Consider the following 12,048-nt stretch of genomic DNA (forward strand, 5'->3'; position numbering starts at 1 on the left):
CGTAGGGTGACCAGGTTAGTACATTATGAGTTGTTCACTAAAAGTATGTTGACGAACCTTTTGCCCGGAATGCCAAGCTTATGCACAAGCGGTTATGTGCTCATATGGGGAAAGTCGAAATCGAATTACCCCCTATTACTTTATGGCAACGTAAAATGACGTATTACCGGTATATTATGGCGCTGTTCAAGTGAAAGCGTAAAAAAGCGCTTTTCAAACCGGTCAAACTGTGCTATAGAATAGCCTATTAAGTAATGGAAATGCTTAACAAAAAATAACCACTGGAATCAGATAGGAGAAGCAAGCTTATGCGGATATCCTCGCGGATTTTAAGGAAAAGCCGCACCTTCTTTATGGGATTTCTTACGGTTTTGTTTTTTTTGTCGCTCCAAGCACCTGGCATTGTTAACGGAGCGCAAACAAAAAAGTCTTCAGTGGTAAAGAAACATGTCACCCAACCCAAGAAGGCGAAATATAGTGTCAAAAAGAAATTGCGACCCCAGCCCCGCGGCATTCAGGCCAAGGCGTCGTATTGCGTAAATTTGCGGAGCAATGAAACCCTGCACTCCAAAAACGCCGATCAGCAGTTACCGGTAGCAAGCTTAAGTAAGCTCGTGACCGCCATGGTGGCTCTCGATCATTTTCCCATGAATAAAAAGCTGGAAGTGCCGGAAAATATAAAGAAGGTTCCGAAATCTGTGGTGGGACTCAGACCGGGAGACGAACTGACCGTGAAAGATCTTCTGCACGGTCTTCTCATAGGCTCGGGTAACGATTGCGCTGAAACTCTGGCCTGCGCGTACCCCGGCGGGAAGAAGAATTTTGTTGCGGCAATGAACAAGAAAGCGCGTTCCCTCGGAATGCGTAAGACGCTTTTCTACACTCCCAGCGGTTTGGATCAGATAAGCGTCAATGGTTCCGAAGAACCGGATGTGGACTCCAATGTATCGACAGCTCGAGAAATAGCCTCCATTGCTCGTGCAGCATTCTCAAATCCGACGATCCGCGAGGTGTCCCTGAAAAAATCACACATACTCGCGAGTGAAAAAGAGAAGAACGGATATCCTGTACGAACCACGAACAAACTCTTGCGCGACAATTTACCGCTCATGGGCGGAAAAACCGGCTACACTTCGCGTGCAGGGCATTGCCTGGCAACTGAATTCACTCCCGGCCGGAATGCATTCCTGATCGTGGTACTGGGGAGCCCAGATCATTTTCGCGATACTCGACTCTTGTACCATAAGGTCCTAAAAGAAACTTCCGGAGCGAAAGCTCCTGTCAGTTCCAAAACTGCCCGGGTTGCTTCACAGGATTAATGAAGCTTTTGGATTGACGAGCACGTGAGAGACTCCTTTGGAGTCTCTTTTTTTATTCTTTGGGAAGCACAAAGAGAAAATTGACCCATTCTCCCGGTCTCGTCTCACACCAGATTCGGCCTCCGTGCGCCTCAATTATCCTGCGGATATTATAGAGACCGAGTCCGGTTCCCCGCTTATCTCGCGTCGTTTCGTCATGAACCCGGTAGAATTTTTCAAAAATCTTTTCCACTTGATCGTGCGGCACACCCGGCCCGCCGTTCCACACGTTAAAAAGATAATGATCCGGATACTCTTCGACTCCGTATGCCACTTTTTTCTCCGGGTCCCTGTACTTCAGAGCGTTACCGAAAAGATTCCTGTACACAATTTCCAGGAGAGCCGGATCTCCCATAAGGGCTATTGCCCCAACTCCTCCCATACTTGCATCGTAACTTTGGAACGAATCGGGATAGCGCTCCTTAAGGCCGATCATTGCGGGATAGATTACTTCTTTGTAGAAATTATGAATAAGTCTTTTTCTCACCTGAAATTCGCCGTGCTCCAGTTCTGCCATCACGAGAAAGTCCCGGCTCATTGCTTCGAGGAATTTGGAATGATGGTAGACGATTTGCATCTGATCGCGACGAGCCGGATCGGTCTCGGTTTTCAGGAGCCTGCTGAGAAATCCTCCCATGACGATAAGAGAATTCTTTGTCTCGTGATTTATAAAATGGATGGCTTCGCGGTAATTCTGGGTGAGACGTTCCTGCTCTTTACGCAATGCAGTTTCTTTGTTGACATCCTTAATCACTCCCACCGTGCCGAGAATACTGCCTTGCTCGTCCTTCAGAAGGGATAGACTCAACGAGCTTTCAACAGTCTCGCCCAACTTGGTCTTGAGCTGAGTTTGATAGTTTCTGATGCCGCCTGTGAGCACGACTTCGGCCATAAGTCGATCTCTTTCCGTCGGATCGACCCATAATTCAGTGACCTTTCGGCCCTGCACTTCCTCAGCGGAATAGCCGAGTATCTTCTCAGCGCTGGGATTGAACTCCACGATACGCTGGTCAAGATCGGTGGTAATTATCATATCTTCCGAGCATCTGAGAATGCCTTCCAGATACCCGGTCTCCTTTGCAAGCGCCTCGGTTCTCGTCCACATTTCTTTGGCCAAGTTTCCGGCCAGTTTGCGGTATCGCTCCTCGGATTGTCTCAATCGAGCCCAGAGATCCGAGACTTCCACTTGTCTGCCGATGAGGCCTGCGGACTCCTCGAGGAAATATGTCTCCTCCGGGATCTGTTTTCGAGTCTCGGGATATGAAGCAACCAGTCTTCCTCTTACCTTGCCCTCGACCATTATTTCCTGGACAAACTCGGTTCCTGTTTCCTCGGGTTTGTCTCCGTAGACCTTGTCGTCAAGTTCGAGCCATACGTGTGTAGAGCCCTCCAATCCGGAAATGACGTGTACCAGGGCACTATCCATTTTTTCTGCAAAAGGGGCGTTGCTCATAAGCTTGCGGCTCACGAGCAGCAACGAAGAAAGCTTGTGGAGGAGTGGGGGACGCATCGATAGGTTATTTTTCTCAATCATTTCCGGAGTTCCATCGTTGACCGTACGGATAATTTCGAGAACCAGCCCCTCTTGCTCGTCATGAAGGTGTTTAACGTCTATCAGGTACGAGCAACCGCATCGAGATTGCACCTGCCCTATTACGGGATCCCCGTAACCTCTGGATAAATCCTGAAAAGAACAAAACGGACAAATATCATCCAGCCCGGCCAGTGCTTTGTAACATTTCCGCCCCACCGCATTGCCGAACCGATTTACTGAACGACTGTTCATGCATACTATTCTGGCGTCAGCACCAATGAGACACGCACAATCAGATATACTCTCAATAAGTGTCTCTGCTAAAACCCTCACACTGTATCCTCAACGAATTGTTAAGTAAATCTACATTCTGGCCAAAGGGCCGCAAGGTCGTTCACTCGGGAAGAAAGGAGATCCCGCCCGCGAACATCGTTGAGAAGGCGCGCACGCTTGGAAGAGTTCCGATTCAACACTTCAGTAGCTATCGCAAGTTGGCACGGAAGTCAACGGTTTCCACCCCTTGCTGCTGGAGGTGGAAGCAGCAATGACATTTGCTTGCGACACCAAGGTATGTTCCATTGCTGAGATCCGATTTGTATTCACGCGAAATTTTTTGTTGCGGTTTGACTATCCCGTCTCCCCAATGCTAGATTACAGCTAATTGTTCTTCTGACCGGAGGGGCTGATGAAAGGCGTTGTTCTAGCCGGAGGACTCGGGACGCGGTTATATCCGCTGACAAAAATAACAAATAAGCACTTACTCCCTGTTTATAACAGGCCTATGATAACGTATCCCATCGAATGCCTTGTCAAGGCCGGTATAAAGGATATTCTGGTGGTGACAGGCGGTAATAATCCGGGTGATTTTCTTCGACTCCTTGGAAATGGTAAGCAGTATGGCGTGGAGCAGATCAACTATGCATACCAGGAAGGAGAAGGCGGAATAGCAGAAGCTTTGGCGCTTGCCCAGGCGCATGCCGCTCGATCCAAGATCTGTGTAGTACTGGGTGACAATCTCATAGAGAAGAATATCATCCATGCAGTCCGGGATTTTGAGCAGCAGGAACAGGGGGCTAGAATACTTCTCAAAGAAGTGGATGACCCCCAGAGGTTTGGCGTACCCATATTTCAGGACGGCAGGCTGATAAAAATCGAGGAAAAACCGAAAAATCCGTCTTCCTCGTATGCTGTCACCGGTATCTATATGTACGATGGACAAGTTTTTGATTACATCGATACCTTAACTCCCTCTCAAAGAGGTGAATTGGAAATAACCGACGTAAATAACATCTACATAGACCGAAATGCCATGAGCTGGTCCATTCTGGACGGATGGTGGACAGATGCCGGAACCTTCGATTCTCTTTTGAGAGCATCCAACCTCGTAGCTCAGGGAGGCGCAAACAAGATTTGACAGAGGAAATCACTCGAACGAAATTTCTGCAGCCGGAGAAGAAGCCCATCGATGGCGTGATAATTCACCCTCTACGGGTTATACCCGACGAACGTGGCCGTCTCATGGAAATAATGCGGAGGGACGATCCTTTCTTTAACGGTTTCGGCCAGGTATATATGACAACCGTATACCCCGGAGTCGTCAAGGCGTGGCATTATCATGCAGTTCAAGTTGACCGGTTCACCTGTATAAAAGGTATGATAAAGGCTGTCCTGTACGACGACCGCGAGAATTCTCCTACCCGCGGGGCTCTTAATGAAATTTTCATGGGTGAGCACAATCCATGCCTCGTGGTGATTCCGGCGGGAGTGTACCATGGGTGGAAATGTGTAGGCGAATCCGAAGCATATGTTGTTAATGTGCCTTCCGAACCGTACAATCGTACAGATCCTGACGAGTACCGTCTTGACCCGCATGTTGGGGGAATTCCGTACGATTGGTCCAGAGTTGACGGATAGGTCAGATTAGTCGGAAATAGATTATGTCCTGAGTTCATCTGAGAGTCAGTTAGAAATTCTGGTAATGGCTGTCCCTGGTCCTGCGGATCAGAGCAAGTGCAGATCGGGTAGTGTGGGTGCCCAGTAGCGACCGCCTCTGTGCCGGCCATCCGGGACGGGCAGGCACGAGACCTGCCTCTACAAATTCGGAACCTAGCTAAGGGCATAATCTGTTCAGAAATAGAAGTGTGTCAAAGATTCTTGAGTCAGGATTCGGGGCAGAACTCGTGCAAGAAGTCCTGTCCTGATTTTCATTCCTTGAGGATACTGACTTCGCTGAGGTGTTGATGAAACTCTTGGTCACAGGCGGGTGCGGATTCATTGGTTCAAATTTTGTCTTTCATATGCTCGAGTCCTACCCTGACGTGAGCATAGTCAATTTGGACCTGCTCACCTACGCAGGAAACCTGGAAAATTTACAGGACGTTACTTCGTATGGGGAACGCCATCGTTTCGTTCGAGGCGATATTTCCGATCCGGATATGGTGTGTAGCCTTATCTCGGAAAAGCCGGATGTGGTGGTGAACTTTGCCGCGGAATCGCATGTGGATCGTTCCATTATGGATTGTTGCGCCTTCATTCACACAAACATTCGAGGCACCCAGGTTTTGCTCGACGCATGTCGCCAGTACAAGATTCCCCGGTTCGTTCAGATTTCCACAGATGAAGTGTATGGTTCGCTGGCGCTCGACGATCCTCCGTTCTGCGAAACAAACCAGATTTGCCCGAACAGTCCTTATGCAGCAAGCAAGGCATCTGCAGACCTTCTGGTGCGCTCGTACCATAAAACGTACGGGATGGATTGTGTTATCACGCGATGTTCGAACAACTACGGACCTTATCAGTTTCCTGAGAAACTCATCCCTCTGATGATCACCAATGCACTTCACGATTTTCAGCTTCCCGTTTATGGAGACGGACTGAATGTCCGGGATTGGATCCATGTGCAGGATCACTGCAGGGCCATCGATCTGGCGATCCGAAAAGGTCGGACCGGTGAGGTATACAATATAGGAGCGGATTCAGAGTTTCCGAACATCGAAATCGTGAAACATATTCTGGATCGCTTGTCAAAGTCACATTCGCTTATTACCTTTGTGAAGGATAGGCCCGGGCACGATCGCAGATACGCGATGAATGCAGCCAAAATGAGAAATGAGTTAGGCTGGCAACCTCTTGTGGACTTCAGAGAAGGTCTGAACCAGACCATTTCATGGTATATCGAACATGAAATGTGGTGGCAGCGAATCAAGAGCGGCCAATACCTCAATTACTATGAGGAATGGTACGGCAGTTCTTTGGGCGGTGCCGCAACAAAGACATCGTCCTGAACCTCTGGAATAGTACAGCCGGCAAGATCGGCCGTGAACAATCCCTATGATCCTACCGAGACGTAAAACCAGAAGAATTTCCATTGGAAATGTGCCCATAGGAGATTTCGCTCCTATCGCGGTCCAATCTATGACCAACACCGACACCCGGGATGCCAAAACCACGTTGAGGCAAATCCGAAGGCTGGAAAAGGCCGGATGCGAGATCGTGCGGCTCGGCGTTCCCGATATGGATGCCGCCCGGAACCTGGGCACGATAAAGAAAGGCTCCAGCATTCCGATTATTGCTGATATTCATTTCGATTATCGGCTCGCACTGGAGGCACTCAAGCAAGGAGTCGACGGGCTCAGGCTGAATCCCGGCAACATTCGAGACGGGAAAAAAGTTCGTGAAGTCACGAAGGCAGCCCTTGAACGAAACGTGCCGATCCGCATCGGTGTCAATGCAGGTTCTTTGGATAAAGATCTGATTGTCAAATATGGAGGCTCAACTCCCGAGGCAATGGTGGAAAGCGCTCTGAGCCACGTCGATATTTTGGAAAAAGCCGGTTTTTCTCTGATCAAAATATCTTTGAAAGCTTCCGATGTGCTGAGAACGGTTGCCGCATATAGCCTTCTGGCACAGAAGGTCGATTATCCGCTTCATGTAGGAATAACCGAAGCCGGAACTCTCTTGCCGGGTGCAATCAAATCCGGGGTGGGGATAGGGCTGATTCTCTCCGATGGAATAGGCGACACTATCCGCGTGTCTTTAACTGCTGCACCGGAATACGAAATACAAGCTGCGTTTTCGCTGTTGAACGCTCTGGGATTGAGACGACGAGGGGTTGAGATAATTTCCTGTCCCACCTGCTCCAGGACGGAAATCGACCTCATCGGGTTGGCTCGGAAAGTGGAAAAGGCTCTGGCCGGAGTTCGCACGCCATTGAAAGTTGCGGTCATGGGGTGCACGGTCAATGGACCGGGTGAAGCGAAAGAAGCCGATATCGGCATTGCAGGCGGAAAAGGTCGAGGAATCATCTTCAAGGATGGAAAGATCCTCGGCACCTTTGATGAGAAAGATCTTTTCAGAGCACTTCTCGATGAAATACGGCATATGACCGGCGAACCGTAGGACATTCCGCGTCAGGAGACGGTTTTCTTTAAGAAAGAATAGAAGTTTGCTCCACAATCATTTTGTTATATAGCAGTTGACACAATTTCTGACGTTTTGAACACCCTACCCCTTTATAAAGAACGGTAGGGCCCGGCGTCTCTGCCGGGCCGAACTGGTTGATTTGTTATGAAAAATGTGCCGGCACGGAGGCACGGCACCCACCGATTTTCGAGAAGCGCTTTTCGCAATCAGACAAAAATTTTGACATTCGTTATAAGTGTTCTGCCATTCGGAAATCCAGATACTCCAGGATATCGTAAAAGAGGACGGAAGCGATTCTACGCTTAACGCGGAATTCTCCTGATCATGTGATTACTTTCATGGGTAATGAGATGGAGTCCGTTATCCTCTAGTAACTCAAAGGATTTCAGAACGATTGAGAACAAAAGTGACATTCGACCGCGGGCTGTGATATAGTCCCTTGCCAATTCTCGGGAGATTGGGGTTAAATGGTTAGAGTAATTGCAGCAATTTTCTTTTGCGGGGTAATGGTGTGTACGGTCGTTCCGGTTTTCGGTCAGGATTTTCCGTACAGTGTTCCTCAGGCACCGGAGTTCGACGGCAGTTCACGATCGTCTGAAGCGGTTCCCAGAGCTCGTTCACGGCAGCAGCCCGAACACGATCAGGTTGATTACAGGAGCGTACGGCCGTATGCTCCGCAGGAGCCGGCGTCAATGCAACAACAACCGTACCGGGAAAATGGAAGCCGCGCGCCTCAAATCAGTCCCGCACCAGTGAATCCGTACGAAGCATCCCAGCAAGTCAGGCATGTTCCGCAGCAACCGGCGCCAATGAGACCGCCGGCAAATGTCAGACAACCTCAACCGCAACAGGAGCAGCGACCCGACTGTTCCATGTACCCCATGATGATTGCACAGTCAAAATCGGAACCAGAAATGCAGATGGTTGCACGCCAGTATCTTACGTGTCTCATGAAAAGCGGGTGGAATCAGGATCAGGCTAAACAGCACGTCATAGCCACCATTGAGAGCACCTTCAGGTTGACCCGGTAGGCGTGTTTCTGTCGAGTCTCAAGCCCCGCAGCAACGTTTGTATTTTTTCCCGGAACCGCACGGACAAGGTGCATTGAGAGCCGGTAAAACTGTTTTCGCAGGAGCTTGCGTTTTTTCAGTGACCCAGTTCCATCCGTGAACCTTCACGTATCGATAAATAACATACACTGTGGTGCCGATGAGAACTGCCCACACAGCGATCAGCCCGATGCTTTCACGCTGGTCGAACGATCCGGATGACAAAAACCACCCGAGTGCAACAGTCCAAACCGCTATCCATCCAATACCGTACCAGGGGCTTTTGATCTTTTTCATCCCATAGGAAATAACAGGTGAGGACTCCTGAGGTCAAGCTGATAGAGAATTCTTGACGCAGTCCGGAAATACGAGGTAATCTCGGCTATTGTGAATTTCGGGTTGAACCTCTTCTTCATTGGAGCGGATTTTCATGGCAAATAAAGCCGCTGGAACAATTGTCTTTTTCATTGTAATGGCATGTCTTACGGGCTGCGATCCGGAAGCTCTCGTCAAGAGAAAGGTTCCTGAACCAATCCAGGATCTTCTCACCCTCGGTTCCGCTGCAAGCCTCAAAACGCCTTTGACACCTGAGGCAATTCAAATCGTTTCCCCAAAAAAGGATACCGTGTATCCGTCTCACCAACCGACGACATTTCAAGTAAACCTCAAAGCGCCTGGAGACAAGCCTTTTGAGGACCCGATTATAACGTGGACGCTTTTTCCGGAAGGAAAAGGTCAACAGCCTCTTGGTAACGGGTTGTCGCTCAAGAAGAAACTGGAACCCGGTAAATACAGAGTAGAAGTCACTCTGGCCGTGAAAGACCAAAAAGTCAGCCAGACCATAAATTTCCGACAAGCAATGATGATGAGAGGAAAGACGGTCCTTGCTAACGGGAAACCGGTTGCAGGCGTTGAACTGGAACTGAAAGATCTGGATGAGAATTTGATCTCAAAGACTCAGTCTGGAGACAACGGCACGTTTATCGTTGAAATCCCTTCAGATAATCCTTTCAGATTGTCTCCCTCGAAGAAAAAATTTTCCTTCAATCCACTGAGCAAAGTCATAAAATATAATCCTGAAGAACAAATAGATTTTACCGGATTTGAGGTGGAGATCTCCGACGTTCTCCTGGTAGCGTCCGTGGATGCGACAGAACCCGCATTAAGCATTTGCCCGTATCAGGAACTCTATCTGAAATACAAGCTTCAATCCGACACTCCGCCCAAAAAGATTGAAGCACAGCTTATTCAGCGGGAAAAAGAAAGCGAACGGCTTCATTCTTTTGAGGATATCAGCACCACGGAAAAAATAGGCGAGCCCCTGAAGCTCAAAGCTCCCCTGCTTCACGGTCCTCTTGCTCCGCATTACAGACTTCGGCTAGTCGTGACGGACGAACACGGTCAGAAATTCTCAATGGAAAGCCGTGATCTGTATTCAATGGACATGGCCGCCTGCATCAAGAGCAAGATGGCTCAAGCCGTAGCATTGCAGACCAAAGGAGAATTGGAGCCGGCGATAAAAGAGTACAATCAGGTAGAAGAACTCTACAGAAACGTGCACGAACCAGCCTTATACACATCGCTTATGGAGAAATTGTACTTCAATCGCGGCCTCGCGAGGCTTGCTCTTGCTCTGAATGCCGACTCCGGAAATAGACAGAGGTTCCTGAGCACGTCTTCCCAGGACTTCAATGCGGTCCTGAAACTTCACAAGAACGATATAGAAGCTTTATTCTACAGGGGGCTCATAAGCCATCTGGCGAAAGGATACGATCCGGCCATTCAGGACTATACGGATGTTCTGCAATCAGACCCGAATTATCCCCTGATTACGCAACTCCGCGGAATGGCATTTGTCGGTACCGGAGTGAAGAGGAATCTCTTATCCGCAATATATGATTTTGGCGACGCTCTGCGGGCGAACTCGTCCAATAAAGACTTAAGAAAGATCCGAGCCGAAACCCTAAAGCTCTATGCTGAAAATCAAAATGAAAAAGACGATTCGGTGCTGGATTCGTCCCGCATTCGGCTTCCGAAACCTGAAGAGGGACTGGATCTACAGAAGATTCGCAAATAGAAGATTCATTGGTAAAATGGAAATAGCTGCAAATTCATGAGCAGGATGCCGCGATCATTCGTGTACAGATTGACTATAATCTCGTGGATTGTCGTAATCGCTTCTCTCTCAGGCTGTTTCTCGACTCGGGGTTTGATTGAACTAGAGGCACCGCCGTATCCGCTCTCGTACGAAGACGATTCCACCGCGCGATATGGGAATCCGGACGATACCGTGTTCATAGAGGTGAGAAGGACGGAAGTACCGCGTCCTTTGGAAAACCTGGCAATTCGCTATGCCGCGCTTTTTCCCGGTGGCGAGATAATCAGGCCGGGAGATACGGAAGAATACTCCACCGTAGAAGGGCGAAAAGCTTATAAGGTCATTTTTCAACCGTCATATGTTCGGTACAGAAAACGTATCGATCCCAAGAAGAAGGAAGAACCGCCACCGCCAGGCTGGACGAGGGCTACCCTGGAAGACCCGGAAACCGGAAAGCCTTCAGAGGTGCTTTACGGTCCAACCGTACGGAGATATCGAGTCCTCTACCTTGTGGAAGGCAACTCCTACGTATATTATGTATTCATGCGTGCTGATGGAGAAATCATAGATTCTGCAAAAACGAAGTTCGAAGAATTCGTTCGCAGGATCAAGTACAAGTAGAAATTCTCCTGATATTCAACAAAATTGCCAGAGGAAATCTCGTGAAATACATCGGTGCTGTTTATCGACCCCCAAGTGAAGCGCAAAGCCTTATTATTCAGGCTACCCTCGGATGTAATCATAATCAATGTACATTCTGCGGAAGCTATAGAGATAAACGATTTACCATCAGAAGTCTTCAGGAAATCAAAGAGGATTTGGCAGATGCCCGTCATATGGGCCCGGTGGACAGAGTATTTTTGGCGGATGGAGATGCTCTGTGTATTCCACAGAAACGTCTGCTGGAGATAATCGAAGCGGTAAATGAAACGTTTCCGACATTGGAACGGATCGGAATTTATGCCAATGCGAAAAACATATTGCGCAAGTCACTCGACGATCTTCGGGAACTTCGCAAGCGAAAGCTCGGTATCATATATCTCGGCGTTGAAACAGGAGATGCTCCGCTCCTGGAGAAAATCTGCAAAGGCGCAACATACGACGATCTCGTGGTTTCGGCACGGAGAGTCAAAGACGCAGGAATAACGCTTTCCGTTACCGTGTTGCTCGGAATCGGCGGGATTGAGGGCAGCCGCCAACATGCTCGAGAAACCGCTCGAATCCTGACCGATATGGACCCCGATTATGTTGGGGCTCTCAGCGTGATCGTGGTTCCCGGGACACCTCTTCATCAGGAGTATGTGGAAGGCAGATTTCACATACCCGATCCTTTCGATCTCATTGAAGAATTGAGAACCATGATTTCGGAATCCTCCTTTACGCATTGTGTCTTCAGGTCTAACCACGCATCCAACTATCTACCCGTAAAGGCGACTCTTCCGAAAGACAAAGAACAGATATTACGCGCTATAGACCGGGTGCTGCAGACCCGAGACAAAAATATGTTGAGGCCGGAATTTCTCAGAGCACTGTAACGAAATTAATGCACTGACAATACGACTGAATGAAACAGTCGTTATAGAGAAA

11 protein-coding genes are annotated in these 12,048 nt (G+C 48.8%); 9 read left to right on the forward strand and 2 right to left on the reverse strand.

Annotated elements, in window-relative coordinates:
• The first annotated feature begins 434 nt into the window (after positions 1 to 434).
• Positions 435 to 1,319, forward strand: a complete 885-nt coding sequence (locus DESTI_RS02340) for a D-alanyl-D-alanine carboxypeptidase family protein (RefSeq protein WP_157212079.1) — start codon at positions 435 to 437, stop codon at positions 1,317 to 1,319.
• 52 nt (positions 1,320 to 1,371) lie between these two features.
• Here DESTI_RS02340 and DESTI_RS02345 read toward each other — a convergent pair whose 3' ends face one another.
• Positions 1,372 to 3,144 carry a PAS domain-containing sensor histidine kinase gene (locus DESTI_RS02345; protein ID WP_041285894.1) on the reverse strand — a complete coding sequence of 591 codons (1,773 nt, stop codon included), beginning with the start codon at positions 3,142 to 3,144 and terminating at the stop codon, positions 1,372 to 1,374.
• A 433-nt stretch (positions 3,145 to 3,577) separates the two neighbouring features.
• Here DESTI_RS02345 and DESTI_RS02350 point away from each other — a divergent pair, with 433 nt between their 5' ends.
• The 5 genes from DESTI_RS02350 (at position 3,578) to DESTI_RS02370 (ending at position 8,345) form a co-directional block, all read left to right on the forward strand.
• The gene (locus DESTI_RS02350; RefSeq protein WP_014808365.1) at positions 3,578 to 4,306 is read left to right on the forward strand and encodes a sugar phosphate nucleotidyltransferase; all 729 of its coding nucleotides are present in this window, start codon (positions 3,578 to 3,580) and stop codon (positions 4,304 to 4,306) included.
• Positions 4,303 to 4,806, forward strand: coding sequence for a dTDP-4-dehydrorhamnose 3,5-epimerase family protein (locus DESTI_RS02355; RefSeq protein ID WP_014808366.1), 504 nt, complete (start codon positions 4,303 to 4,305; stop codon positions 4,804 to 4,806). The genes DESTI_RS02350 and DESTI_RS02355 overlap by 4 nt, the downstream gene beginning before the upstream one ends.
• A gap of 326 nt (positions 4,807 to 5,132) precedes the next feature.
• Entirely contained in the window at positions 5,133 to 6,176 is a 1,044-nt protein-coding gene (gene rfbB / locus DESTI_RS02360; RefSeq protein ID WP_014808367.1) for a dTDP-glucose 4,6-dehydratase, read from the forward strand.
• Positions 6,177 to 6,222: 46 nt separating this feature from the next.
• Entirely contained in the window at positions 6,223 to 7,290 is a 1,068-nt protein-coding gene (ispG, locus tag DESTI_RS02365; RefSeq protein WP_014808368.1) for a flavodoxin-dependent (E)-4-hydroxy-3-methylbut-2-enyl-diphosphate synthase, read from the forward strand.
• Positions 7,291 to 7,781: 491 nt separating this feature from the next.
• A complete protein-coding gene (locus DESTI_RS02370) occupies positions 7,782 to 8,345 on the forward strand; it encodes a hypothetical protein (protein ID WP_014808369.1) in 564 nt (187 codons plus the stop codon).
• Between the two features lie 18 nt (positions 8,346 to 8,363).
• Here the strand turns inward: DESTI_RS02370 and DESTI_RS02375 are convergent, their stop codons facing one another.
• On the reverse strand, positions 8,364 to 8,660 hold the full coding sequence (locus DESTI_RS02375) for an SEC-C metal-binding domain-containing protein (protein ID WP_041285895.1): 297 nt from the start codon (positions 8,658 to 8,660) through the stop codon (positions 8,364 to 8,366).
• A gap of 133 nt (positions 8,661 to 8,793) precedes the next feature.
• On the opposite strand from DESTI_RS02375, the gene DESTI_RS02380 reads away from it, so the two are divergent.
• Genes DESTI_RS02380 through DESTI_RS02390 form a run of 3 tightly spaced genes read left to right on the forward strand, consistent with a single transcriptional unit; the run spans position 8,794 to position 11,996 of the window.
• Positions 8,794 to 10,440, forward strand: coding sequence for a tetratricopeptide repeat protein (locus DESTI_RS02380; RefSeq protein WP_014808370.1), 1,647 nt, complete (start codon positions 8,794 to 8,796; stop codon positions 10,438 to 10,440).
• A 60-nt stretch (positions 10,441 to 10,500) separates the two neighbouring features.
• Complete coding sequence (locus DESTI_RS02385) at positions 10,501 to 11,082, forward strand: hypothetical protein (RefSeq protein ID WP_157212081.1); 582 nt, start codon at positions 10,501 to 10,503, stop codon at positions 11,080 to 11,082.
• A 41-nt stretch (positions 11,083 to 11,123) separates the two neighbouring features.
• Complete coding sequence (locus DESTI_RS02390) at positions 11,124 to 11,996, forward strand: radical SAM protein (protein ID WP_014808372.1); 873 nt, start codon at positions 11,124 to 11,126, stop codon at positions 11,994 to 11,996.
• The last annotated feature ends 52 nt before the right edge of the window (positions 11,997 to 12,048 follow it).

The sequence above is a fragment of the Desulfomonile tiedjei DSM 6799 genome (genome assembly GCF_000266945.1).
GTDB lineage: Bacteria > Desulfobacterota > Desulfomonilia > Desulfomonilales > Desulfomonilaceae > Desulfomonile > Desulfomonile tiedjei.

What these genes read in the sequence shown, in the direction of transcription:
- DESTI_RS02380 (WP_014808370.1), top strand. Translation starts at nt 8,794, where the DNA reads ATGGCAAATAAAGCCGCTGGAACAATTGTCTTTTTCATTGTAATGGCA.
- ispG (WP_014808368.1), top strand. Translation starts at nt 6,223, where the DNA reads ATGATCCTACCGAGACGTAAAACCAGAAGAATTTCCATTGGAAATGTG.
- rfbB (WP_014808367.1), top strand. Translation starts at nt 5,133, where the DNA reads ATGAAACTCTTGGTCACAGGCGGGTGCGGATTCATTGGTTCAAATTTT.
- DESTI_RS02350 (WP_014808365.1), top strand. Translation starts at nt 3,578, where the DNA reads ATGAAAGGCGTTGTTCTAGCCGGAGGACTCGGGACGCGGTTATATCCG.
- DESTI_RS02375 (WP_041285895.1), bottom strand. Translation starts at nt 8,660, where the DNA reads ATGAAAAAGATCAAAAGCCCCTGGTACGGTATTGGATGGATAGCGGTT.
- DESTI_RS02345 (WP_041285894.1), bottom strand. Translation starts at nt 3,144, where the DNA reads ATGAACAGTCGTTCAGTAAATCGGTTCGGCAATGCGGTGGGGCGGAAA.
- DESTI_RS02370 (WP_014808369.1), top strand. Translation starts at nt 7,782, where the DNA reads ATGGTTAGAGTAATTGCAGCAATTTTCTTTTGCGGGGTAATGGTGTGT.